General features: G+C 63.7%; 22 protein-coding genes. 6 read left to right on the top strand and 16 right to left on the bottom strand.

The annotated features are described in order from the left end of the window. Nucleotides 1-249 precede the first annotated feature (249 nt). Complete coding sequence (locus NKI05_RS08940; protein WP_023700421.1) at nucleotides 250-1,167, top strand: membrane protein; 918 nt, start codon at nucleotides 250-252, stop codon at nucleotides 1,165-1,167. Between the two features lie 91 nt (nucleotides 1,168-1,258). Here the strand turns inward: NKI05_RS08940 and NKI05_RS08945 are convergent, their stop codons facing one another. From NKI05_RS08945 to NKI05_RS08990, 10 genes are all read right to left on the bottom strand, one after another. Then, entirely contained in the window at nucleotides 1,259-2,656 is a 1,398-nt protein-coding gene (locus NKI05_RS08945) for an NAD(P)(+) transhydrogenase (Re/Si-specific) subunit beta (protein WP_023671337.1), read from the bottom strand. A 6-nt stretch (nucleotides 2,657-2,662) separates the two neighbouring features. Continuing rightward, nucleotides 2,663-3,088: a proton-translocating transhydrogenase family protein gene (locus tag NKI05_RS08950; RefSeq protein ID WP_032885960.1), complete on the bottom strand. Its 426-nt coding sequence runs from the start codon at nucleotides 3,086-3,088 to the stop codon at nucleotides 2,663-2,665. Next, a complete protein-coding gene (locus NKI05_RS08955) occupies nucleotides 3,088-4,365 on the bottom strand; it encodes a Re/Si-specific NAD(P)(+) transhydrogenase subunit alpha (RefSeq protein ID WP_023671339.1) in 1,278 nt (425 codons plus the stop codon). Before NKI05_RS08955 ends, NKI05_RS08950 begins: the two co-directional genes overlap by 1 nt. Before the next feature lie 101 nt (nucleotides 4,366-4,466). Beyond that, complete coding sequence (locus NKI05_RS08960; RefSeq protein WP_023671340.1) at nucleotides 4,467-4,691, bottom strand: aa3-type cytochrome c oxidase subunit IV; 225 nt, start codon at nucleotides 4,689-4,691, stop codon at nucleotides 4,467-4,469. A gap of 166 nt (nucleotides 4,692-4,857) precedes the next feature. Beyond that, on the bottom strand, nucleotides 4,858-5,007 hold the full coding sequence (locus NKI05_RS08965) for a DUF3096 domain-containing protein (RefSeq protein ID WP_023671341.1): 150 nt from the start codon (nucleotides 5,005-5,007) through the stop codon (nucleotides 4,858-4,860). Nucleotides 5,008-5,111: 104 nt separating this feature from the next. Further along, the gene (locus NKI05_RS08970; protein ID WP_023671342.1) at nucleotides 5,112-5,879 is read right to left on the bottom strand and encodes an N-acyl amino acid synthase FeeM domain-containing protein; all 768 of its coding nucleotides are present in this window, start codon (nucleotides 5,877-5,879) and stop codon (nucleotides 5,112-5,114) included. Between the two features lie 167 nt (nucleotides 5,880-6,046). Next, the gene (locus NKI05_RS08975; protein WP_031205657.1) at nucleotides 6,047-8,389 is read right to left on the bottom strand and encodes a putative bifunctional diguanylate cyclase/phosphodiesterase; all 2,343 of its coding nucleotides are present in this window, start codon (nucleotides 8,387-8,389) and stop codon (nucleotides 6,047-6,049) included. Nucleotides 8,390-8,501: 112 nt separating this feature from the next. Then, a complete protein-coding gene (locus NKI05_RS08980) occupies nucleotides 8,502-11,972 on the bottom strand; it encodes an indolepyruvate ferredoxin oxidoreductase family protein (protein ID WP_352792304.1) in 3,471 nt (1,156 codons plus the stop codon). A 221-nt stretch (nucleotides 11,973-12,193) separates the two neighbouring features. Beyond that, complete coding sequence (locus NKI05_RS08985) at nucleotides 12,194-12,724, bottom strand: hypothetical protein (protein ID WP_023729725.1); 531 nt, start codon at nucleotides 12,722-12,724, stop codon at nucleotides 12,194-12,196. Further along, nucleotides 12,717-13,325, bottom strand: a complete 609-nt coding sequence (locus NKI05_RS08990) for a CGNR zinc finger domain-containing protein (protein WP_023815968.1) — start codon at nucleotides 13,323-13,325, stop codon at nucleotides 12,717-12,719. Before NKI05_RS08990 ends, NKI05_RS08985 begins: the two co-directional genes overlap by 8 nt. Nucleotides 13,326-13,414: 89 nt before the next feature. Between NKI05_RS08990 and NKI05_RS08995 the strand changes: the two genes are divergently transcribed. From NKI05_RS08995 to NKI05_RS09010, 4 genes are all read left to right on the top strand, one after another. After that, a complete protein-coding gene (locus tag NKI05_RS08995; RefSeq protein WP_023683518.1) occupies nucleotides 13,415-14,320 on the top strand; it encodes a branched-chain amino acid ABC transporter permease in 906 nt (301 codons plus the stop codon). A 197-nt stretch (nucleotides 14,321-14,517) separates the two neighbouring features. Beyond that, on the top strand, nucleotides 14,518-15,123 hold the full coding sequence (locus tag NKI05_RS09000) for a TRAP transporter small permease subunit (protein ID WP_023815967.1): 606 nt from the start codon (nucleotides 14,518-14,520) through the stop codon (nucleotides 15,121-15,123). Then, the gene (locus NKI05_RS09005; protein WP_023815966.1) at nucleotides 15,120-16,898 is read left to right on the top strand and encodes a TRAP transporter large permease; all 1,779 of its coding nucleotides are present in this window, start codon (nucleotides 15,120-15,122) and stop codon (nucleotides 16,896-16,898) included. Before NKI05_RS09000 ends, NKI05_RS09005 begins: the two co-directional genes overlap by 4 nt. 33 nt (nucleotides 16,899-16,931) lie before the next feature. Next, nucleotides 16,932-17,960, top strand: coding sequence for a zinc-dependent alcohol dehydrogenase family protein (locus NKI05_RS09010; protein ID WP_023683515.1), 1,029 nt, complete (start codon nucleotides 16,932-16,934; stop codon nucleotides 17,958-17,960). Nucleotides 17,961-18,211: 251 nt separating this feature from the next. Here NKI05_RS09010 and NKI05_RS09015 read toward each other — a convergent pair whose 3' ends face one another. After that, complete coding sequence (locus NKI05_RS09015; protein ID WP_023671351.1) at nucleotides 18,212-19,321, bottom strand: TRAP transporter substrate-binding protein; 1,110 nt, start codon at nucleotides 19,319-19,321, stop codon at nucleotides 18,212-18,214. Nucleotides 19,322-19,615: 294 nt separating this feature from the next. On the opposite strand from NKI05_RS09015, the gene NKI05_RS09020 reads away from it, so the two are divergent. Then, complete coding sequence (locus tag NKI05_RS09020; RefSeq protein WP_023703661.1) at nucleotides 19,616-20,389, top strand: gamma-glutamyl-gamma-aminobutyrate hydrolase family protein; 774 nt, start codon at nucleotides 19,616-19,618, stop codon at nucleotides 20,387-20,389. A gap of 10 nt (nucleotides 20,390-20,399) precedes the next feature. On the opposite strand, the gene NKI05_RS09025 is transcribed toward NKI05_RS09020, so the two are convergent. From NKI05_RS09025 to NKI05_RS09045, 5 genes are all read right to left on the bottom strand, one after another. Beyond that, nucleotides 20,400-20,810: a hypothetical protein gene (locus NKI05_RS09025; protein ID WP_023683514.1), complete on the bottom strand. Its 411-nt coding sequence runs from the start codon at nucleotides 20,808-20,810 to the stop codon at nucleotides 20,400-20,402. A gap of 82 nt (nucleotides 20,811-20,892) precedes the next feature. Then, nucleotides 20,893-21,876: a 2-hydroxyacid dehydrogenase gene (locus NKI05_RS09030; protein WP_023746556.1), complete on the bottom strand. Its 984-nt coding sequence runs from the start codon at nucleotides 21,874-21,876 to the stop codon at nucleotides 20,893-20,895. Continuing rightward, the gene (locus tag NKI05_RS09035) at nucleotides 21,873-22,895 is read right to left on the bottom strand and encodes a LacI family DNA-binding transcriptional regulator (protein ID WP_023671355.1); all 1,023 of its coding nucleotides are present in this window, start codon (nucleotides 22,893-22,895) and stop codon (nucleotides 21,873-21,875) included. Before NKI05_RS09035 ends, NKI05_RS09030 begins: the two co-directional genes overlap by 4 nt. A 67-nt stretch (nucleotides 22,896-22,962) precedes the next feature. Then, nucleotides 22,963-23,847, bottom strand: a complete 885-nt coding sequence (locus NKI05_RS09040; protein ID WP_032886143.1) for a DMT family transporter — start codon at nucleotides 23,845-23,847, stop codon at nucleotides 22,963-22,965. A gap of 182 nt (nucleotides 23,848-24,029) precedes the next feature. Continuing rightward, nucleotides 24,030-24,932: a LysR family transcriptional regulator gene (locus NKI05_RS09045; RefSeq protein WP_023694713.1), complete on the bottom strand. Its 903-nt coding sequence runs from the start codon at nucleotides 24,930-24,932 to the stop codon at nucleotides 24,030-24,032. Nucleotides 24,933-24,981: the final 49 nt, after the last annotated feature.

Here is a 24,981-nt window from a genome sequence, read left to right on the forward strand (position 1 = left end):
TGTGGAACTCCGTGAACCAATCCACAGTTTCGCAGTTGTGCCTCGGGCCGCGCGGAAAATAGTTCCGTTCCCGGCAAGCAAATCATTTCATTGCCCTTCGGAACGGAAATCGCTCAGGAACATTGTGACGACATCGATCAATTTCTCGCAGGGAGGCTCTTTATGGGACGCGGTATTTTGCTCTGGTTGCTCGGTATTCCGATCCCGATCATCATTCTCATCATGCTGTTCGTACGGTAGGAGGCGTCGATGCAGTCCACCGTATCGGCTGTCGACGTATCCGCCTCAACGGAATCCTCCGCCCCGGCCGTCAGCTGGGGTCCGATCATCGCCGGCGCCTTCGCGGCCTCGACGCTGACCTTCATCCTCATGCTGCTCGGTTCGGGGCTGGGGCTGACCATGGTCTCGCCGTGGTCCGGCGCCAGTGCCTCGCTGACCACCTTCGCGGTGTCCGGCGCCATCTGGCTCATCATCGTGCAATGGCTGTCCTCCGGGGTCGGTGGCTATCTTGCCGGACGCCTGCGCACCAAATGGGTCGGCATCCACACCGACGAGGTCTATTTCCGTGACACCGCGCACGGCCTCCTCGCCTGGGCGCTGGCGACATTGCTGGTCGTCGGCATTCTCGGGTCGGCGCTGTCGGCAGTGCTTGGTTCAGGCGTGCAGGCGGCTTCTACTGTTGCCTCAGGCGCCGCCATGGGTGCTTCGGCCGGCGCGTCCGCCAATGCCGGCAGCGCACCGGCCGACAATGCAACGTCCTATCTCGTGGATACGCTGTTCCGTCCGGCTGATGCCGCCAGGCTCGCGGCGGCCAATCCGGACAGCGATGCGGCTGCGGCCGGGCAGGCTTCGCGCATCCTCATCGCCAGTGCGGCGGCAGGCGAAGTTTCGGCTGACGACAAGACCTATCTGTCGCAGCTGGTCGCCGCCCGCACCGGGCTTTCCGAGGCCGACGCCAAGGCGCGTGTCGACGCCCTGGTGGCCAGGGTCGAGGACGCCAAGGTCAAGGCAAAGCAGGCCGCCGACGCCGCGCGGAAAGGCAGCGCCACCTTCGCCCTGCTTGGCGCCCTGTCGCTGGTTATCGGCGCCTTCATCGCCAGCGCTGCGGCAGCCCTGGGCGGCAGGCAGCGCGACGACGAGGAAGCGGTTTTCCTGACCAGCCGCTGAACCGGTCTTCAACATCAAAAAGCCCGGTCGAACCGGGCTTTTTTGTTTCCGATGATGGACCGACAACCTTCCAGTGGAAGGTTGCGGCGGCTTAGTGATCCATGGCCTTGACGATTTCCTCGGTCATCTTCTTGGCGTCGCCGAGCAGCATCATGGTGCCGTCCTTGTAGAACAGCGTGTTGTCGATGCCGGCGTAGCCCGAGCCGAGCGAGCGCTTGACGAACAGGCAGGTGCGGGCCTTGTCGACGTCGAGGATCGGCATACCGTAGATCGGCGACGACTTGTCGTCGCGGGCGGACGGATTGGTGACGTCATTGGCGCCGATGACATAGGCGACATCGGCCTGCGCGAACTCGGAGTTGATGTCTTCCAGTTCGAACACTTCGTCATAGGGAACATTGGCTTCGGCGAGCAGCACGTTCATGTGGCCGGGCATGCGGCCGGCCACGGGGTGGATGGCGTATTTGACATCCACGCCATTGGCCTTGAGCTTGTCGGCCATTTCGCGCAGCGCGTGCTGGGCCTGGGCGACCGCCATGCCGTAGCCCGGCACGATGATGACCTTCTGTGCGTTCATCATCAGATAGGCAGCGTCGTCGGCCGAGCCCTGCTTGACCGTGCGTTCGATGCCGTCATCGGCAACCGCCGCGGTCTCGCCGCCGAAGCCGCCGAGGATGACCGAGATGAACGACCGGTTCATGCCCTTGCACATGATGTAGGACAGGATGGCGCCGGACGAGCCGACCAGCGCGCCGGTGATGATCAACGCCAGATTGCCAAGCGTGAAGCCGAGTGCCGCGGCGGCCCAGCCGGAATAGGAATTCAGCATCGAGACGACGACCGGCATGTCGGCGCCGCCGATCGGGATGATCAAGAGGACGCCGAGCGCCAGCGAAGCCGCGACGATCAGCCAGAACACCAGCTTGGCCTCGGTGGTGACCAGAAGCACGATCAGCACGATCAGCGCGATGCCGAGGACCGCGTTGATGATGTGACGGCCGCCGATCATGATCGGCTTGCCCGACATGCGGCCATCGAGCTTGAGGAAGGCGATGACGGAGCCGGTGAAGGTGATGGCGCCGATGGCAACGCCAAGGCTCATCTCGATCAACGCCTGGGCGTGGATGTCGCCATTCGTGCCGATGCCGAAACTTTCCGGCGCGTAGATGGCGGCTGCCGCTACCATGACGGCGGCAAGGCCGACCAGCGAGTGGAAGGCGGCGACCAGCTGCGGCATCGAAGTCATGGCGATGCGGCGCGCTGTAACGGCGCCGACGCCGCCGCCGATGGCCAGACCAAGCACGATCAGGCCGAAGCGCCCGGCGGACGGAGTCGCCAGCGCCAGCGTGGTGGCAATGGCAATGCCCATGCCGATCATGCCGTAGAGATTGCCTTGGCGGCTGGTGGTCGGATGCGACAGGCCGCGCAGCGCCATGATGAACAGGACGCCGGAGACCAGGTAGAGGAAGGACGCGAAGTTGGCGTTCATGGCTCTCTACCGGTCCTTCTTCTTGTACATGGCCAGCATGCGCTGGGTGACCAGGAAGCCGCCAAAGATGTTGACCGAGACCAGCATCAGCGCGACGAAGCCGAAGCCGGTGGCAATGCCGGAGGCCGAGATGCCGACGGCCAGCAGCGCGCCGACGACGATGACCGAGGAGATGGCGTTGGTGACCGCCATCAGCGGCGTGTGCAGCGCCGGCGTCACCGACCAGACGACGTAGTATCCGACGAATATCGCAAGTACGAAGATGGCGAAGCGGAAGACGAAGGGATCGATGGCGCCGCCGGACAGTGCGTGCGCGGCATCGCCCGCCGCATCGGCGCCACCGGGCGCGTTGGCCAGGTTCTGCACAGCCAGCCGGACGGCGGCACTTGCCTGGTCGAGCTGATCGAGGGCTTTCTGCAAGGTCTGATCCATCACGCGATCCCCTTCGGCTTGGCGGCGGACTTGCCGGCAGTGGCTTTGTCGGACGCCTTTTTCGGTGCAGCCTTCTTCGGCGTGGCATCAGCCACCATGGTCTCGGCCGGAATGGCCGCCGGTTCGATATGGGGCTGTTCCGCCGCCTTGGCGAAGGCCGGATGCACCACGCGGCCAGCGTCGGTCAGCATCGTCGCCTTAACCAGATCGTCTTCGCGGTTGATGGCGAGCGTCTTGCTGGTCTTGTCGACCAGCGTCTCGAGGAAGGCGAACAGGTTCCTGGCGTAGAGCAGCGAGGCCGATGCGGCGACGCGGCCGGGCACGTTGAGGTGGCCGACGATCTTAACGTTGTTGGCCGTCGTCACCACCTGACCCGCAACCGCGCCTTCGACATTGCCGCCGCGCTCGACGGCGAGGTCGACGATCACCGAACCCGGCTTCATCGAGGCGACCATCGCCGCCGACACCAGCTTCGGCGCCGGCCGGCCGGGGATCAGCGCCGTGGTGATGACGATGTCCTGCTTGGCGATGTGCTCAGCGGTGAGCGCTGCCTGCTTCGCCTGGTACTCCTTCGACATTTCCTTGGCGTAGCCGCCGGCGGTCTCGGCCGCCTTGAACTCCTCGTCCTCGACGGCGAGGAACTTTGCGCCAAGCGACGCCACCTGTTCCTTGGCGGCGGGACGAACGTCCGTGGCGGTGACGACAGCGCCGAGACGGCGCGCCGTGGCGATCGCCTGCAGGCCGGCAACGCCGACGCCCATGATGAAGATCTTCGCCGCCGGCACGGTGCCGGCCGCAGTCATCATCATCGGCAGCGCGCGGTCATACTCCGATGCGCCGTCAATCACGGCCTGGTAGCCGGCGAGATTGGCCTGCGACGACAGCACATCCATCGACTGGGCGCGGGTGATGCGCGGCATGAATTCCATCGAGAAGGCGGTGACCCCAGCCTCGGCAAGCGCCGCGACCGCGGCATCATTGCCGTAGGGATCCATGATGGCGATGACCGCCGCACCCGATTTGTAGCCCTTCAGCTCGGCGTCGGTCGGCCGGCGCACCTTCAGCACCACATCCGCCCGTCTCGCATCCGAAGCCTTGCCGATCGCGGCACCCGCCTTGGCGAACTCCTCATCGGGAATGCGCGACCTGGTGCCGGCGCCCGTCTCGACGGTGACGTCGAAGCCCAGCGCCGCCAGCCGCTTCACGGTATCGGGCGAGGCCGCGACACGAGGCTCGCTGGCATCGAGCTCGCGAGGGATGAAAACCGTCTGTCCCACCGCATGATCCTTTCGGCTGGAACCTGTTTGCGCAAGAGTGCGGCTTTGCGAAAGAGTGCGGCCGGATGTCCGGCTACGCCCTTGGCAAGGGTCTGAAGAGACTATCGGAGAATGAAGGCGCCGAGGGCGAGGATCAGCACGAACAGGATGGTCGCGGAGAAGAAGCCGCCTGCGAAGAAGCCGAAAGCCATGGCCAGGAGCAGGGCGCCGCAGAACAGCGAGCCGTATTTGGCCAGCGCCAGAAAGCCATGATAGGTGCGGTCATGTTCGGCATAGTCCATCTTCGCGCCCAGTTCGACAGGACCGGTCGGCGTGTGATCAGCCATAGGAATACCCCTTCGAAGACATCTTTGAGGCACATAGCGAAAAGCTGGACCAAGAGCAATGGCGCTATTGCCGCACGACCAGCGACAACAGCCTCAAAGAATGTTGAAAGCCGGCGGTATGGGCTCTTGTCGCCGGCCTAACGTCGAACGTTGAGGGTTTTGCGTTTCAACCGGCTAGATGCGGAAACAGCCCGAGCAGCCCAATGACGATCAGATAGAGCGCGACGATGTAGTTGAGCAGCCGCGGCATCACCAGGATCAGCACGCCGGCAATCAGCGAGATCAGCGGGGTCAGTGCTAGCTCGGGAATATGCATGTCGGTTCCTTTCTATGGCCGCGTCGGGGTCGTGACGTCCAGAACGCCGAAGCGGCCGGAAAGCTCCTCGCACCGGGCGCTAAAGTGCGCCGGCTTTGCCGACATTACGCTGCTTCGCGAAAATATTTAGCGGTGGGCAGGATGGTCAGCGGCGCGAGCTCGCCGGCCGGCGCCTTGGCAAACAGCATACGCCGCTCCAGCGCCGTCGACTGGAAGAAGGGAAAGCGCTCCAGCGTCGGGGCCATGTTCTGCTCGCAGATCGATTCATAGAAGAAGATCGGCATGGTGAAGGGCGGGTAGAGGCGCGGCTCGCCGACCTGCACCGATCCGAAGATGCGATGGTAGAAGGCCGTGTGCTCCTCGCGGATCATCGAAATGCAGCTGGTGGCGTTGAAGAAGGTGTTGGCGATAACCGCGAGCCGCAGCGTGACATAGGGCAGGGCGCGGTTGGCCGACGACATTTGCGGATCGATCGCCAACCGGCTCGGGTCGATGAAGGTTTCACCGCGCGCCAGCCGCAGCAGCAGCCGGTCGCCGAAAACGGTCATGATCGGCGCTTCGGGGGTCTCACGGGTCAAATGGTGGAGCCTGACGGTGCTGACCAGCTCGCCATCCATGAAGACGCCGAAACAGTAGCAATTGCGCACTTCGTCAAGGTGATCGACGAGCTTCTGTTCGGTAATGGTGTCAAGCAGGCCGTGTGTATGAAAGGCCTTGTAGCGCAGCCGGTAGACCGCTTCGAGATCCTCGCCGCTTTCGCAGCGCCGGTATTCGACACGCTCGAGGACGTCGAGGACGTTGCGGGCGAACAGGGAAGGCGGGCCAGATTTGACTGCCGCACCCGAAAGCACACCTGACTGATGCGTGTCCATTACTTCCCCTCGTACCGCCGCAGGAGAACAATACCGGACGACCGAAGGAACAAGAAGATGAAACTCTAATCGTCTGTGTTTACCGATCATTAACCTTAACAATCAGTTAACGTCTAGACAATACAACGCTTTTTAGACGGGCTTTTCAAGCGCAATTTAATGACGGGTCAGGGCGTGGCGAGTTTTGCCGCCGGCCGCAGCTCGGCGGCGAAAGGCCAGGTCACGTTGGACATGGTCTCTATGCCCGAGGCACTAAGTGCTGCGCCAAACAGGAAGCCCTGGACGAGGTCCGGCTTGACCGAATGCACCAGGATCTTCAGCTGTTCGAAGGTTTCCACACCTTCGATGGTGACGGTCAGCCCGAGCACGCGGGTCAGGTCGACGATGCCCTTCAACAAGTCGAGCGAACGCTTGTTCTGGGTCACGTCCATCAGGAACGAACGGTCGATCTTGATCTTGTCGAGCGGCAGCTTGTGGAGGTAGCTCAGGCTTGAATAGCCGGTGCCGAAATCGTCGAGCGCAATGCGCACGCCAAGCTGCTTCAGTTCCTCGATATACTGGCGCGTTAGCGATTTGTCGTCGAGCAGCGCGGTTTCGGTGACTTCGATCTCGAGGCGGCCGGCGGCGAGCCCCGAAGTGGCAAGCGCGTCGCGAACCTTCTGGACAACGTCGCGGTTGCGGAAATCCTTGGCCGAAAGGTTGACCGAGACGCTGGTCTGGCCCGGCCATTTGGCGCATTCGGCGCAGGCAGCCGCGAGCACAAAAGTGCTGATCTCGGAGATGATGCCCATTTCTTCGGCCAGCGGAATGAAGATGCTGGGCGAAACCGGCCCGAGATCGGGATGATCCCAGCGGCACAGGGCCTCGCAGCTGGCGATGCGCATGGTGTTCATCGCCACGATCGGCTGATAGACCACCCGCAGCGCCTTGCCTTCGACCGCCGTGCGCAGGTCGGCCTTCATCAGCTGGCGGTTGCGGAACGCCGCATCCATCGCTGCCTCGAACAGCCGCCAGTTGTTCTTGCCGAGTTCCTTGGCCTTGTAGAGCGCCAGATCGGCCTTGACGATCATGGCGTCGACATCGGTGTCGTCGACCCTGGACAGCACGGCGCCCGCGCTTGCCTGGATGCGCAGACCGTGGCCTGCGACGTCGACCTCGCCCTGCAGATCGGCAAAGATCTGGTCGAGCAGGCCCGTCAGATGGCTTTCATCCTCGACGCGGTCGAAGAAGATCATGAACTCGTCGCCGCCGAAACGGCTGACATTGACGCCTTGCCCGGCGACGGCCGCCAGCCGCTCGGCAACGGCATAGATAAGTCCGTCGCCGACCGGATGGCCGAGGGTGTCGTTGACGCTCTTGAAATCGTCGAGATCGAGCACCGCCAGGGCGCACAGGCGGTCGCGGCTGCCCGACGCCATGGCTTCACCGACCAGCTCATGGAAATACGCGCGGTTCGGCAGGCCGGTAAGGCTGTCATAGCGCGCCATGAAGCGGATTTTTTCCTCAGCCTCGACGCGGGCGGTGACGTCCTCGAAGGTGATGACACCGAGATCCTGATTGCCTTCGCGGGCCGAGAACTCATAGTGCTGGCCATTGGAGAAGGAGACCAGCACCTTGCGGTCGCGGCCCTCGCGCAAGGCGCGCGTCAGCTGCGCTTCGACATAACGACAGTCTTTCGGCGCCAGCATGCCTCCGGCGACGCCGCGCAGGAGCAGCGAATGGATCGACCGCCCGAGCAGTTGGTCAGGCGAGCGCAGCGACATCAGATGCGCGGCTTCGGCATTGCCGACCACGACCTTGCCGTCGGGGCCGAGCATGACCAGGCCATGCGACATGGTGTTGAGCGCGCGGTTGAAGCGCTCGGCGAGCCTGGCGGCCGTCTTGCGCTCCGAAATGGCGTTGAACAGCACGGTGCGGACGTGGCTGGCCATCCGGGTGATGATGAAGATGAACGGCACGATGTAGAGGCCGAGGATGAAATCGCCGAGATGTCCCTTGAGCATCAGCCCGACCGCGATCGGCAGCACGACCGTGAAGGCCTGCACCGCAACCATGGTCTTGGAGCCGTAATTGCGGCCGACAATGGTCACCGTCGAGCCCATTATGACGGCGATGGCGGCGCTTTCCCCGAAGACATCGGGAATGAGATAGATTGAGGTGAAGCAGAAAAGCCCCATGAAGAAAGCCTGGATGGTGCCGCCAACCAGGTAGTAGCGTTCCCACTTCTTGGCTTGTTCATAAGTTTCGAAACTGCCTATGCGCAGGCCTTTGCGGATGCCGTAGTAACGGTAAAGCCCCGCCGCAAGCATAAGCGCGGCCAATGCAAGATAGGCCGGATGCCCCGAGGTAAAATAAACCAGAATGCCGATGAGGCCATGGCAAAATGCGCCAATCAGCAGGATCCCGGGATCGTTGAACAACGATCGCACGAACCCAGCATAGACGTCCTCACCTATCTCTGCGGCTTTGTTTTCTTGCATGGCCTGCGGTGTCGCACGAACCGCAGTCATGTCACATTCGCCTTAAGAAAGGTTTAGAGATGCCGTTCCGACGCCTGGCGTCAAGTCGGCTCCATCGGCGTAAACCGCGAAAATTCGTGTTCAGGTAAACAAGGCGTATCGATCACTCGGCGGCCTGAAGTTCAGGCCGCGCCGGCGTGTTGGCCAGCCGCTCGACAAGCCTTGTGCGCTCGCCCTCTGCCTTTTCGGCGCTGGCTTGCCTGACATGGCCGTAGCCGCGAATGAGCGCCGGCACCGAGACAAGGGCGATGGCGGCCTCGATCCTGCCTGGCGCAAGTGCTTTGGCGACAAGCTCCAGATCGGCCTCATAGCGGGCCAGAAGCTGCCGCTCCATGCGCCGCTCGGCGCTGTAGCCGAACACGTCGAAGGCCGTGCCGCGCAGGCTTTTCAGCGCCGCCAGCAGGCGAAAACCCTTCATCATCCACGGGCCGAAGCTCGATTTCCTCGGCTTGCCGTCATTGCCGCGCCTGCCCATGATCGGCGGCGCCAGATGAAATTCGAGCTTTTCGTAGCTCTGGAACTGTTTTGACAGCTCCATAGCGAAGGAGCCGTCAGTGTAGAGCCGCGCCACCTCATATTCGTCCTTGATCGCCATCAGCTTGAACAGATTTTTGGCGGCTGCCTCGGTCACCGCGGTCGAGCCGGGCACGGCCTTTGCCTCGGCGGCACGCAGGACCGCCAGCCGCTCGACATAGCGCCTGCCATAGGCGGCATTCTGATAGGCAGAGAGGAAAGCGACGCGGCGGGCGATGATATCGTCCAGCGTCTCGGCGATCTCAGTGGCCTTGCTCGGTTGCGCGATGAGGCCGCGCACAAACTCCGGCTGATGCGCGGCGCGCCGGCCCCAGCGGAAGGCGGCGATGTTCATCGCCACCGCCTCGCCATTCAATTCAATCGCTCTTTCAACGGCTTGCGCGGACAGCGGCAGCCCGCCATGCTGGAAAGCGAAGCCGAGCATGAACATGTTGGCGCCGAGCGAATTGCCGAACAATTGGGTGGCGGTGCGCGTGGCGTCGAAGAAATGGGTCTTGTCTTCGCCGGCGGCAGCACGGATCGCCTTCTTCAGGCGCTCGATCGGCAGCGAGAAATCGGCCGAACGGGCGAACTCGCCAGGCATGATCTCGGCGGTGTTGGCGAGGAAGATGGTATGGCCTTCGCGTACCGCGCCAAGCACCTTCTTGGCGCCCGAGACGACGAGGTCGCAGCCGAGCACCAGGTCCGCCTTGCCGGCCGAAACGCGGATCGCGTGGATGTCGTCCGGGGTGCGGGCGATGCGGACATGGGTGAACACCGAGCCGCCCTTCTGGGCGAGGCCGGCCATGTCGATCATGCCGCAGCCCTTGTCCTCGAGATGGGCGGCCATGCCGAGCACAGCACCTATGGTGACGACGCCGGTGCCGCCGACGCCGTCGATGATCGCCGCCCAACCCTCGCTACCGAGCGGGAATTCGGCCGGCACCGGCACGCCGTCAAGCGGGTCGGAGCGGCCGGCAATGCCTTCGGCCTTCCTGATCTTGGCGCCGTGCACGGTGACGAAGGACGGGCAGAAGCCGTTGACGCAGGAGAAATCCTTGTTGCAGCTCGACTGGTCTATTCTGCGCTTGCGGCCGAACTCGGTCTCGACCGGCTGGATCGAGACGCAGTTCGATTGCAGGCCGCAATCGCCGCAGCCCTCGCAGACCAGTTCGTTGATGAAGACCCGCTTGTCGGGATCCGGGAAGGTGCCGCGCTTGCGGCGGCGGCGCTTTTCGGCGGCGCAGGTCTGGTCGTAGAGCAGCACCGAGACGCCCTTGACGTCGCGCAGCTCGCGCTGGACGAGGTCGAGGTCGTCGCGGTGGTGGATGGTGGCGCCGGAGGGGAATTCGGCCTTCCCCGCATATTTCTCCGGCTCGTCGGTGACGATGGCGATGCGCTCGACGCCTTCGGCGCGCACCTGCCTGGCGATCATGTCGACAGTCAGGCCGCCTTCATGCGGCTGGCCGCCGGTCATGGCGACGGCGTCGTTGTAGAGGATCTTGTAGGTGATGTTGGCATCGGTCGACAGCGCGAAGCGGATCGCCAGCGTGCCGGAGTGATTGTAGGTCCCGTCGCCGAGATTCTGGAAAATGTGGCCGCGCTTGGAGAATGGCGCCTGGCCGACCCATTGTGCGCCCTCGCCCCCCATGGCGGTGAAGCCGACCGTGTTGCGGTCCATCCACAGCGCCATGAAATGGCAGCCGATACCGGCGGCGGCGATCGAGCCGTCGGGCACCTTGGTCGAGGAATTGTGCGGGCAGCCGGAGCAGAAGAACGGCGTGCGCGAACCGATATCGCTGGTTTCGGCAAGCATCGCCTGGAACTGGCGCAGCTTCGCCACCTTGGCAGTGATCTCTTCCGAAGGGCCGATTGTGCGCAGGATGCGCTCGCCCAGCGCAATGGCGATCTCGTTGGGGTCGAGCGCGCCCTTGGCCGGGAACAGCCAGTCGCCGCGCTCGTCCTTCTTGCCGACGATCGCCGGCTGGGTGGCGGTGCCGTAGAGGTTTTCGCGCAGCTGCACCTCGATCAGCGAGCGCTTCTCCTCGACGACGACGATGGTGTCGAGGCCGCGGGCGAATTCGGCGATATGCTGCAGGTCGAGCGGCCAGGGGCAGCCGACCTTGAACAGGCGGATGCCGATGCGGTTGGCGGCGGCCTCGTCGATGCCGATGTCTTCCAGCGCCTGGCGGACATCGAGATAGCTCTTGCCCAGCGTGATGATACCGAGCTTCGGCGCGCGGCCGCCCGAATAGACGACGCGGTTCAGGCCGTTGGCATGGATGAAGGCGGATGCAGCGGCGCGCTTGTATTCATGCAGCCGCTCCTCCTGGCCAAGCATGTCGATCTCATCGCGGATGTTGAGGCCGCCGGGCGGCATATCGAACTTCGGCACGACGATGTTCAGGCGCTCGAGCGCGGCATCGACGGAGGCCGTGGATTCGATGTTGTCCTTGACGCATTTGATAGCCGCCCAGGTGCCGGCGAAGCGCGACATGGCAAAGCCGTAGAGGCCGTAGTCGATGATCTCCTGAACGCCGGCCGGGTTGAGGATCGGCACCATGGTGTCGACGAACAGGAATTCGGTGGCGTGCGCATTGGTCGATGATTCGGCCATATGGTCGTCGCCCATCAGCGCAAGCACGCCGCCATACTTCGACGATCCCGCGAGGTTGGCGTGGCGGAAAACGTCGCCGGAGCGGTCGACGCCCGGTCCCTTGCCGTACCAGACCGAAAACACCCCGTCATGCTTGCCTTCGCCCAGCAATTCCGTCTGCTGAGAGCCCCAGCAGGCGGTGGCGGCAAGCTCCTCGTTGAGGCCGGGCTGGAAAACGATGTCGGCCTGCGCCAGCTGCTTTTTCGCCCGCCACAGCTGCATATCGAGGCCGCCGAGCGGCGAGCCGCGATAACCGGACACGAAGCCGGCCGTGTTGAGGCCGGCCCGGCGGTCGCGCTCGCGCTGCATCAAAAGCATGCGGATGACCGCCTGTGCGCCGGACAGGAAGATGCGCTCCTTACCAAGATCGAACTTGTCGTCGAGCGCGACGTCGTGCAGCGTCATCAGGCATTTCCTCTGCGGAGGCAGCACCGGGGGCGCGCAGCCAACGTAGGAGTGAGATGGCGCAGTCTTTCTCCGCTTGCAAGGCAGGTCAAACGAAATCGAAAGTGCCAGGCAAAGCGCAACGAACGATCCGCTGCCGTCGCGTATCCGGCACGAAATCGGTCCGCGGCGGTTGTCCGGCGACCAGAAATTTCCACGCAGTCGCGCCGGGCTAAGACGCGTCAGCCTTTCGAGCAATCCGGCTTCGGCTCACCCGGCAGCTTGCCGTCGGGATGGCCGGCAAGATCGGGATTGGCCGTATAGAGCTGGTCGACCACCAGCGGCCGGTCGGGAAGGATCGACTGGTCCTCGCTCGACATCAGCGTCGTGTCGATCTTCTGCAGGAACGTGCCGTCAGGACCCCTGATGCTGATCGAAATCGCATAGGGCTTGTCCTTGACGATACAGGTCAGCGCCGGGCTCTCCAGGCTGACCTTGTCGAGCTTCGGCCAGACCTTCTGCTCGACTACCAGGGGAGGGCCGCCGGCCGGATTCTGGAAACTGGCGACCGCAACCTGGCCTTCGCCCATCGGCTGCAGGGGCCGCAGCGTCACGACATAGGTCGCCCGGGCGAGACGGTAATTGAAGACGACGACCTTGCCGGAAACCTCGAACAGCTTGCCGTCGCCGCCGGTGTCGCGGCAGGCGCCAAGCGCAACGGCTGCAATGAGCGCTGCACCGACAAGGATCGAACGAAAAACAACCCTAGGCATTGTTGACCTCATGTGCCGCCGTGCGGCGGCGATAGTGACGGCTTGCTTTCTGGCGGTTGCCGCACACAGCCATATCGCACCAAAGGCGGCTGGAATTGCGGCTCCTGTCGACGAACAGCCAGCTGCAATTGGGACAGATCCTGAGCCTGGCGACCGTGTCGTCGCGCAGCAGCGACAAGGCCGAAACCGCCAGCGCCGCCTCGAACGCGATCGGCGTCGATGGGTCGCCGAACGGTCTACCCGGTGCGCCGATTTCGGCCAGGCTCCGATCTAGGCCGTTGGCGCAGGCCTTGAGAAAAGCGGCGAGATCGCCGGCGGCAAGCGCACCTTTCGACACCGCGCCGCGAAACAGGCGGTCGGTCGTCTCGCGGATCGCCAGCACCACCGGGGCGATGCTGTCCGGCGAGGTCGCCTCCAGCGGTCTGCCGCCAAGCTCGGCACCGCGAAAGCCGCTTGCGGCATCGGCGAAGTGCGCGATCTCGGCCGGATCGTCAAAACGGTCGAAGGTCTTTTCCGGATCGTTGCGCAACACCACGGTGTTGGCCGTATCGAGCGCAAGAATGCCGCCGGTGAAGCGATGTGGGGTCCAAGATACTGTCATATCAGAAATCTAACCCATAAAACGCATTTGACAAGTTAGATTCTACGATGCAAACCTTGGCGCGGGCTCCGGCGCCCGGAAAGCTGTCTATGCTCTATTTCTTCCAGCAGGTGCTGAACGGGCTGCATTCCGGCGCGCTCTATGCGCTGCTTGCCTTCGGCTACGTGCTGACCAACGGCATCCTGCACCGGACCAATCTCGCCTATGGCGCGCTGTTCGCCTTTTGCGGCCAGACGATGATCCTGACCGTGGCCTTCGGCTATCAGGTATTGTGGCTGACCTTGCTGGCGGCAGTGGTGCTCGGCGTCGTCACGGCTTTCCTTTATGCCGCGCTGATCGGCCACGTGCTGTCGCGCAGCGTCTTCGAACCGCTGGCCGACCGCACGCCCAATGCCATTGTGGTGACGACGCTCGGCATCCTGCTGGTGCTGTCGGAAGCAAGCCGTATCGCCGCCGACACGCATGATTGGTGGCTGCCGCCGATGCTGGCGCAACCCATTGTCTTCGCTCAGGATGCCGGCTTCCAGGCGACGCTGACGCTGATCCAGCTCATCGATTGCGCGGTGGTTCTGGCGGCCATCATGCTCGCTGCATGGGCGTTTGCCCGCTCGGGCTTCGGTCGCCGTTGGCGCGCCGTCTCCGACGATCCCAAAGCGGCTGCCATGTGCGGCGTGGACGTGCGCGCAGTGTTCCGGCATGCGGTGCTGTTCGGCGGTTTCTGCGCCGCGCTGGCCGGAATCATGGCCGCCCTTTACTACGGCAATGTCAGCTTCGGCTCCGGCCTCGTCTACGGGCTGAAAATCCTGTTCGTGACGGCGGTGGGCGGCTATCTCTCTCCGCCTCGGGCCGCGCTCGGTGCGGCCGCCTTCGGCATGACGGAGTCGCTATGGGCCGGCTATTTCCCGATCGAATGGCGCGATGGCTGGATGTATCTGTTCCTGGTCGCGGCACTTGTGCTGATCGGTCCCGGCCGCGACCAGCAGAAGATCGCCTGATCGCCGCATCCGCTGTCAGACTTTGGTTGCATGACGCAGCAGCCGGTCGGCACTTATCCCCTGCCTCCCGTCACGACGGCGTTGATCGCGCCCATGCCATGTTGACCCGCCGAACCACGCACGGCATACCGTTGGGCCACAGCGGCGCGACGGAAAATAGGGGAGCCGGCGCGCCTTCGACCTCAGGGAGGAAATGCATGGCAGGGCTGCTCGCTCTATCCAGAACGATCGACCGTATGAACGAGTTCATCGGCCGGTGGATATCGTGGCTGATCCTGCTGGCAATCCTGGTCAGCGCCGCCAATGCCACCATCCGCAAGGTCTTCGACGTCTCGTCGAATGCCTGGCTGGAACTGCAGTGGTACCTGTTCGGCGCCGCCTTCATGCTGGCCGCCGCCTACACGCTGAAACAGAACGACCATATCCGCATCGACATCGTCTACGGCATGTGGTCGCGCCGCGTGCAGCACTGGATCGACCTGCTCGGTCATGTCTTCTTCCTGATGCCGTTCGTGACGCTGATGGTGATCTATTTTGTCCCCTACGTGTCGCTGTCGTTCCGCAGCGGCGAAATGTCGAACAATTCCGGCGGCCTGATCATCTGGCCGGCCAAGGCAATCCTGCTCGTCGGCTTCTTCCTGCTGGCGCTGCAAGGCATCTCCGAGATCATCAAGAAGATCGCCATCATGCGCGGCGACATGGACGATCCCAATCCGTTCATCTCGGTGCACGAACAGGCCGAGCTCGAGGCTAAAGCCCTTGCTGAAGAGGCCAAGGCGCTCGCCCAGGAGGCGCGCCCATGATCGAGTTCATCGCCCAGAACATGGCGCCGATCATGTTCGCTTCGCTGATCATCTTCCTGCTGATCGGCTATCCCGTCGCTTTTTCACTCGCCGCAAACGGCCTGATGTTCTTCTTCATCGGCGTCGTGCTGTCGCCCTATTCGGGCGGCTCGATCAACCTGGCGTGGCCGCTGCTGCATGCGCTGCCCGACAATTTCTACGGCAGCCGGGTGATGTCGAACGACACGCTCTTGGCAATCCCGTTCTTCACCTTCATGGGCATCGTGCTGGAACGATCGGGCATGGCCGAGGACCTGCTCGACACGATCGGCCAGCTGTTCGGCCCGGTTCGCGGCGGCCTTGCCTATGCTGTGATTTTCGTCGGCGCGCTGCTTGCCGCTACCACGGGCGTGGTCGCGGCTTCGGTCATCGCCATGGGCCTGATCTCGCTGCCGATCATGCTGCGCTACGGCTATGACCGACGACTGGCGTCGGGCGTCATCGCGGCATCCGGCACACTCGCCCAGATCATCCCGCCGTCGCTGGTGCTGATCGTTCTGGCCGACCAGCTCGGCCGTTCGGTCGGCGACATGTATGCCGGCGCGCTGATCCCCGGCCTGGTGCTGACCGGCCTTTACACGCTCTACATCCTGATCATGTCGGTCGTCCGGCCGAACTCGATGCCGGCGTTGCCGCTGGCGGCCCGCACGCTTGGCCACGGCGTGCTGTCGCTGCTCGCGGCACTGCTGGTGGCAGTCGCGGCTTCCTATGCGGCCTATCGCTACCTTGCGCCGGCGCATGGCGACAATGCCGATATCCTTGGCGCCAGCATCGGCGTGATCCTGATCTATATCGTGGCGATCGCCGACAAGGGCCTGAACATCAACATGATGTCCAGGCTGGCGCAGCAGGTGATCATCGTTTTGATCCCGCCTCTGGCACTGATCTTCCTGGTGCTGGGCACCATCTTCCTCGGCATCGCAACCCCGACGGAGGGCGGCGCCATGGGCGCGGTTGGCGCCCTGGCGATGGCGGCAATGAAGGGGCGGTTGTCGCTGGAGGTCATCAAGCAGGCGCTGGCTTCGACGACCAGGCTTTCCTCCTTCGTGCTGTTCATCCTGATCGGCGCGCGGGTGTTCTCGCTGACCTTCTACGGCGTCAACGGCCACGTCTGGGTCGAGCATTTGTTGACGTCGCTGCCGGGCGGCGAAGTCGGCTTCCTGATCGGCGTCAACATCCTGGTCTTCGTGCTCGCCTTCTTCCTCGATTTCTTCGAGCTCGCCTTCATCATCGTGCCGCTTTTGGCGCCGGCAGCCGATAAGCTCGGCATCGACCTGATCTGGTTCGGCGTGCTGCTCGGCGTCAACATGCAGACCTCCTTCATGCACCCGCCTTTCGGCTTTGCGCTGTTCTACCTGCGCTCGGTCGCCGCGCGCGTGCCCTATCTCGATCGCCTCACCGGCAAGCAGATCGCGCCGGTGACCACCGGCCAGATCTATTGGGGCGCCGTGCCCTTCGTCTGCATCCAGGTGATCATGATCGGGCTGACCATCGCCTTCCCGCAAATGGTCATGCGCTACAAGGGTGCGGCCGTCGATCCGGGAACGATCGAGATCAACTTGCCTGATATGCCAGGCCTTGCGCCTCTCGGCACACCACCACCAGCCAACGGTGGCCCATCACCCGCGGCGCCACCGTCGAACGATCTCTCGCAGCCGCCGAATTTCGGCGAGACGCCGCCCGCCAAGCCGGCGGCGCCGGCGACCGACCTGTCGCAGCCGCCGAACTTCAACTGATGTGTGAACACTGAGAACCTGAGTGAGGATGTCATGAGAGCCGTGCGCCTGGAAGCCGTGGGCAGCATTGCGCTACGGGAGGTCGACAAGCCTGTTGCGGGACCGCAGGACGTTCTGGTGCGCGTCGAAGCCTGCGGCGTTTGCGGCACCGACCGTCACCTCCTCCACGGCGAATTCCCTTCGAGCCCGCCGGTGACGCTTGGTCACGAATTCTGCGGCATCGTGGAGGCTGTCGGCGATGCGGTTTCCGGCATCGCCATCGGTGACCGTGTTACCGGCGATCCCAACATCTTCTGCGGACGCTGCAGTCATTGCCGAGCCGGCCGCGTCAATCTGTGCAGCAATCTCAGGGCCATCGGCATCCATCGCGACGGCGGCTTCGCCGACTACGTCGTGATGCCGCAGAGCCAGGCCTTTCTTCTGCCTGCGAACCTCAAGCCAACGCATGGCGCCTTCTGCGAGCCGCTGGCCTGCTGCCTGCACGCTGTCGACCTCGCCGGAATCAGACCCGGCGCTGCCGTGGTGGTGCTTGGTGGCGGCGTCATCGGCCTGCTTACCGTGCAATTGGCGAGGCTCGCAGGAGCGGCGACCATCATCCTGTCGACGCGGCAGGCCTCCCGCCGTGCGCTCGCCGAAGAGCTCGGTGCAACGGCGACGGTCGACCCAAACGCGGTCGACCCGATCGAGGCGATCGCTGGCCCAACCGGCCTTGTGCCCGGCGGGGCCGACGTGGTGCTCGAATGCGCCGGTGTCCCCGATACCGTCGAACAATCGATGCGGCTGGCGAAGTCCGGCGGCTCGGTGGTGATCGTCGGCGTGATGCCGCAAGGCGTGAAAGTGCCCTTCGAACCGTTCGACATCCTGTTTCGCGAACTGAAGGTTCTCGGCTCGTTCATCAACCCCTTCACCCACAGGCGGGCGGCGGACCTTGTCGCGTCCGGCGCAATCGAGATCGACAAGCTCATCTCAAGGCAGGTCGGCCTGGAGGAAGCCGCCTCGGTGATCGCCAATCCGGCAGCGCCCGGCGAGGTCAAGGTGTTGGTGGTGCCGGGCATGGAATGAAGGGCAGCCTCAATCCTGCGGCGTTGGCGATTGGCGAAACGGCGATGACCGCGCCCCTCTCCCCGTCACTATACGGGGACAGGATGCCGGCAGGCAGGTGAGGGGTAGCGTCAACGCTCGGAAAAATAAGCTATAATTTCGGGGCGGCTACCAAGCCCAAGGCGATCGATCGCCGAAGTTTGCGCCGCCCCTCATCCACCTGCCGGGACCTTCTCCCCGTATAGTGACGGGGAGAAGGGACAGATCCCAGCCTACAGTTTGCCGTTGCGCTGCTGGACCATCATGAAGGTGTCGTAATTGTACTCGGCCACCTGCGCCCACAGATAGTGCTCCTTGCGGAAGCCCTTGATCGAGTCCCAGATCTTCTTGAACGGTGCGTTGGTGGCTTCCATTTCGGTGTAGACCTCATTGGCCTTCTCGAAACAGGCGGCCATGATGTCCTGGCTGAACGGGCGCAATTTCGCGCCGCCGGCCACCAGCCGCTTCACCGCCGCAGGATTGAGAAAATCGTATTTCTGCAGCATGTTGGCGTCCGCCGCCTGCGCGGCGGTGTGCACAAGCGACTTGTAGGCGGGCGACAGCTCCTCGTACTTGGCCTTGTTGAACAAGAGATGGACGGTCGGGCCGCCTTCCCACCAGCCGGGATAATAGTAGTAGGGCGCGACCTTGTAGAAGCCGAGCTTCTCGTCGTCATAGGGGCCGACCCATTCGGCGGCGTCGATCGTGCCTTTTTCCAGCGCCGGATAGATGTCGCCACCGGCGATCTGCTGCGGCACGACGCCGAGCTTCTGCACCACTTTGCCGGCAAAGCCGCCGATGCGCATCTTGAGGCCGGACAGGTCGGCGACGGTGTTGATCTCCTTGCGGAACCAGCCGCCCATCTGCACGCCGGTGTTGCCGCCGGGCAGGCCGAAAAGACCCTGCGTGGCAAGAAACTCGTTGAACAGGTCGATGCCGCCGCCATGATAGTGCCAGGCGTTCATGCCGCGCGCGTTGAGCGAGAACGGCACCGCCGCACCGAGCGCCCATGTCGGGTCCTTGCCCCAATAATAGTATGACACCGTGTGGCAGGCCTCGACGGTGCCGGCAGTGGTGGCGTCGGCGGCCTGCAGGCCGGGCACGAGTTCGCCGGAGGCGAAGACCTGGACCTGGAAATTGCCGTCCGTCGCCTCAGACAGCATCTTGGAGAAGACTTCGGCGCCGCCATAGATCGTATCGAGTGACTTGGGAAAGGATGACGCCAACCGCCACGTCACTTTCGGATTGGACTGGGCGATTGCCGGTGCGGCTAGCGTAGCGGCAGCCGCCGCTGCGCCCACGCCGGTGACCCCGGCCTTGCGGATGAATGAACGACGATCCATGCAGTTCCTCCCTATTGGACCAACAACCGATATCAGGGACATCTCCTCACGTCCGGTATCGATTTGCCCGAAACAATACACGGGCAAAAGGTCGAGTCCAGCATGGTGGCGGGATTTGACGGCGGCGCTGGCGACAAATCCGCGGGCCGGCCGGCCAGCCTGCAACTATAGTCTAACGTTCGCCGCGTGGCCCATGCGAGATGGCGAAACTTGCCATGGAAAAGCGCCTTCGGATCGCCTATTTTGCAGGCACAATAGCTATTCGCTTCGCGCCAAATGGAATCCGGACCCAAAATGCACCAGCCGCTCGTCGCCATATCAACCGACGTCCGTCAGTTCGACAACTACACCTGGCATGCCGTCCCGCAGCAATATATCGAGGCAGCACTTTCCGGCGCCGGCGTGTTCCCGCTTTTGGTGCCGTCATTCGGTGACCGGCTCGACTTCGACGAGCTGTTGTCTTCGGTCGACGGTGTCATGGTCACTGGCTCGAAGTCCAACGTGCATCCATCGCTCTATGGCGGCGACGCCAGCGAAGCCAACGGCCCCTACGACCCGGCGCGCGATTCCACCACGCTGCCGCTAATCCGCAAGGCGATCGAGCGCGGCGTGCCGCTGCTTGCCATCTGCCGCGGCATCCAGGAGTTGAACGTTGCGCTGGGCGGCACGCTTGGCACCGAGATCCAGGAGCGCGAAGGCTCGCTCGACCATCGCGCGCCGGTGAGCGACAACCAGGACGAACGCTTCGCCATTCACCAGACCATTTCGATCAAGCCGGGCAGCTGCCTGGCCGGCGTGTTTGGCGCCGGCGACATCAAGGTCAACTCGCTGCACCGCCAAGGCATCGACCGGCTCGGCTCGAAGCTGCAGGTCGAGGCGGTTGCCGGCGACGGCACGGTGGAGGCAGTTTCGGTGAAGGACGCCCGCGCCTTCGCCGTCGGCGTGCAATGGCACCCCGAATACTGGGTCAAGTCGGACGGCAACTCGGCCAAGATCTTCCGCGCCTTCGGCGATGCGGTGCGCCTGCATGCGGCGGCGAAGGCCGGCGCGCGGGCGGCGGCGGAATAAATCCCGACGATCAATTGCCGGCGGATTGATCCCGTTCGCCGGTTGTCGCCAGCGAAAGCAGCGGCGTGGCCGGAGCGTAGGATTCGTAGCCGTCGCCATCCGCAACCGAGAAGGTGACGATCGGGTCGGTGCCGTCGGCGCTGAACGCGATCGTGCCGTCCTCGCCCTCTCGCCAGAATTTTGCCCGCTCGATCCCCGGCAGCAGCCCGCGGCAGTTCGGCGCCACGGTCAACAGCGACAGGCCATCGTCAATCGCGGCGCCGCGGCTAACCGCGCAGTCGCCTTCGTCGCCATTGGCGACCAGCCTGAAGGTGGTTGCCGGCCTTGCTTCATTGGCCGAACTTTCACTGCTGCCGCCGTGAAACAGCTGAAAGCCGGCGAAAAGTGCCGCTGCCGCAATCAATGCCGGAAGTTTCGTCATCTTGCACTCCGCGCCCCCCGGCGCAGATGCAGAATGATTCCAAAGCGTTAAGCCGACGTTAACGAGTGTGGCAGACAGCCGCTCAGCTTCGTGGCTTGACTTGCGCCGTCTCCGGCACCGGGGTCAGTGGCCGGCGCTCGCTGAACCAGGATACGAGATTGTCGACGCACAGATCCGCCATGGCGCGGCGCGTGTGGTGCGAGGCCGAGCCGACATGGGGCAAAAGCGAGGTGTTGGGCGCCTCCAGCAAAGCCTTAGGCACATTCGGTTCATCGGCGAAAACATCGAGCCCGGCGGCGGCGATGGTGCCGTTGGCAAGCGCTGCGGCGAGGTCTGCCTCGTCGACCGTGCTGCCACGGCCGATGTTGACGAAAACGCCGTTGGCGCCAAGCGCCGCCAGGATTTCGGCATTGACCGCCTTCTCCGTGGAAGCGCCGCCCGGCACTACGGAAATCAGCGTATCGACCGCTTCGGCAAGGCCCTTCAGCGTCGGGTGGTATTCATAAGCCAGACCTTCGACCTTGCGCCTGTTGTGGTAGGCCACCGGCAGCCCGAACGCTTCCAGCCGGCGCGCAATGGCAAGGCCGATGCGGCCCATGCCGAAAATGCCGACATGCCGACCGCGCAAGGTCAGCCGGCTCAGCGGATAGTTGCCCTTCTTCACCCAACTGCCGTCGCGCAGCCATTTCTCGGCGTTGTAAAGTTCACGCACGGTGTTGAGCAAAAGGCCGATCGTGGTGTCGGCGACCTCCTCGGTCAAAACATCGGGGGTGTTGGTGACCATGATGTTTTTCTTGGCCGCATGGCCGGCATCGACCGAATCATAGCCGACGCCGAAGGAGGCGATGAGTTCGAGGTTGGGCAATGCATCCATCAATGCCGCATTGACGCCGGCGAAGGACGCAATGGCGCGCACGTCATGGCGCATCTCGTCGGTGACCAGGGCGGGATCGGCGCGCTCTATCTTGACCCGCTTGAAGGTGCGGTCGATGCGCTCGACCGCATGGTCGTTGAAATGTCCCGGCACCAGAACGGCGACGGTCTGCAACGCATCCGTCTTGGTCATGCACGCTCCACCGGCTTGCCGGTCGACTGGCGCACATGCAGTTCCGGCTTGATCAGTTCCTGTGACGGCCGTACCGCCTGTCCGTTCAATTTGTCGAGCAGCGCGCTGGCGGCACGGCGGCCAACCTCTCGCTGGCCATTCCAGACCGTGGTGAGCGCCGGTGTCGCGATTGCCGCCTCCTCGAGATCGTCATAGCCGGTGACCGATATGTCGGCGCCCGGCACCAGGCCGGCGCGGGCAATGCCGTTCATCAGCCCTATGGCGACGAGATCATTCCAGCAGCAGGCGGCGGTTGGCTTGTCTTTAAGCGCCAAAAACTGTCCAGCCGCCTCGAATCCGCCCTGCTTGGTGCGCGGCCCGGCAATGCGCCAGGACGGCCTGACTTCCAGCCCGGCGGCTTCCATGGCGTTGAGATAGCCCTGGTAGCGGTCGCGCCCGGTCGAGGTCTGGTCGGTGCCGCCGATCATGGCGATGCGCTTGTGGCCGAGCGAGATCAGGTGATTGGTGGCAAGTGCTGTGCCATAGGCATCGTCGCCGCGAAACACCGGCACGTCGGCGCCTTCCACGCTGCGTGCGATCAGCACCGCCGGCAGGCCGTTTTCTTCGGCCATGACGATGTCGGAAGCCGGCGTGCCGATGGCCGGCGACATGATGACGCCATCGGCGCCGAGCTGCAGCAGCGTGTCGATGAAGGTGCGCTGCTTTTCCAGCTGGTCGTAGTGGTTGGACAGGATAAAGGTCTGCCGGCTGCGATCGAGTTCGCTTTCGATGGAGCGCAGGATCTCGGCGAAGAACGGGTTCATGATGTCGTGCACGACGACGCCGACAATCCCCGAGCGCGAGGTGCGCAGTGAGGCGGCGCGGCGGTTGTAGATATACCCGATGGCCCGCGCATGCTCCTTGATGCGGTCACGCGTGGCGCCTGCGACCAGTGGACTGTCGCGCAAGGCGAGGGATACCGTGGCCGTTGAGACGCCAAGCGCATCCGCGATCGTCGAAAGCTTGATCTTTTGTGCCAGCCCTTCGCTCCCCGAGTTTTTTTAAAATTTTTTAAATGCGGCGTTATGCCATCGGATTCGGAGCAAATCAAAGTTTTTTCGCCAGCGCCTCCGCCTCGGCATCGACGGTCGTGCGATTGCGCAGCCGCAAACGGTGCTCGCGATGGATGATGTAAAGGCCGCTGGCGACGATGATGGCTGCACCCACCAGCGTCCAGCGGTCGGGGAACTGGTGGAAGATGATCCAGCCGGACAGGATCATCCAGACCATCTGCGAATAGGGGTACGGCGCCAGCGCCGTGGTGGTCGCCAGGCGGTAGGCCTGCACCAGCAGCCAGTGGCCGCCGGCGCCGAACACGCCCAGCATCACCAGTATGAACCAGTGCCAGCCATCCTGCGGCAGCCCATGCGAGAACGGCAGCATCGGCAGAAGCAGCACGGCCGGCGCCAGCGCCGAAAACAGGATCAGGCTTTCCGAGGTTTCGCTGGCTGACATCCGCCGCGTCATGATGACGTAAAAACTGTTCGACAGCATCGAGCCGAGCGCGAAAAGATGGCCGATGCCGAACACGCCGATGCCCGGCCTTGTAATGACGAGCACGCCGACAAAGCCCGACAGGATTGCCAGCCAGCGCCGCCAGCCGGCCCATTCACCAAGCAGCGGTCCGGCAAGGGCGGTGATCACCATCGGCCCGAAGAAGTAGATCGAGGTGGTCTCGGCCAGTTGAAGCGTTTTGAGCGCCATGACGTTGCACATCGTCGAGCCGAACAGCAGACCGCCGCGCAGGATGTGGGCCGGCAAATTGTTGGCGCGGAAGCGCGACGGCTCGCGCCAGCCGCGCAGGAAGACGCCGACAAGCAGGACATGGACGGTGAAGCGGGCCCAGGCGACGATCAGCGCCGAGACGCCGGCCAGCACCAGATATTTGCTCGATGTGTCGAGAAAGGTGAAAAAGACATAGGTGGACAGCATGAACAGCATCGCCGCGGGCGGCGTTGCGCTTTCGTCTGATCTTGCGGGAACGTTCAAATGTCAGGCCGGGCAGGGAGGATCAACGCTTAACCTTTGCGGCAATCGCCTGCGCCCGGCAAGCCAAAAGCGACTGGCACAACAGGAGCCGCGCGCAGGCTCAGCGCGGGCCGATCCTATGCCGGCTAAAGCGCCTCGCCGGATGCCACTTGCGCCTGGAGATGAAGCCACAACGCCTGGGCGACGGGTCCATGCGGTCGGTCGCGCCGGCGCACCGCCGCCAGGGTCTCCGTCCGGCCGGGCAGATGTGCACCAGCGATCGAGATCAGCCTCCTATCCCGCAGTTCGTCCTCGATCAGCCATGCCGGCAGATGGCCCCAGGCCAATCCGTGAAGGATCAGTTCCTTCTTCATCAGATGATCCGGCACCGAGCACTGATGCGCACCGTCGACGAGGAAATAGCTCTCCGGCGACGGCCGCCGCGCCGTGTCGCGGATCACGCACTGGGTGAAGGGCCGCATCTGCTCCGGCGCAATCTCGCGGCCAGGCGCGAACGGAAGGAACCCAGGCGCCACCACCGGCACGAGGGGCACCGCGCAGAGATGGATCCGCTCGAGATGCGGATCGGAAGGATCCGCGCGATGGAAGATGAGGTCAGCCTCGCCTTCCATCAACCGTTCGAGCGGACCGCCGACCGCCTCGTACTCCAGGTGCAGGCGTGTCCCGGTGCGTTCGGCAAAGAAGCCGCTGAGCATAGGCAGGATTTGCGGTCGCGGGCACAGATCACCCACGACCACACGCAGGACCGTCTCCTCGCCGCTCGCCAACTGGCCCGCATAGGTTCGCAGATGGTCGAGCTCGCGCAATGTCAGCTGCGCTCGCGCGTGAAACTCGCGGCCCGCCTCCGTCAGCCCCACCCGATATCCGCTGCGGTCGAGAAGTGTGAGCCCGAGCAACTGCTCGAGGCGTGCGACAGCGGCGAAGACGGATGGATGCGATCGGTTCAAGGCAAGGGCGGCCGCCTGGAAGCTGCCCTCGCTTGCCACGGCGTCAAAGCACCGTAGGTCGTGGAGTTTCAGACCATTCATTATCGCCAAAACCTACTGAGATTGTCCAATCATAGTAATTTTCCTGGAT

This window comes from Mesorhizobium sp. M0771, assembly GCF_040320155.1.
Taxonomy (GTDB): domain Bacteria; phylum Pseudomonadota; class Alphaproteobacteria; order Rhizobiales; family Rhizobiaceae; genus Mesorhizobium.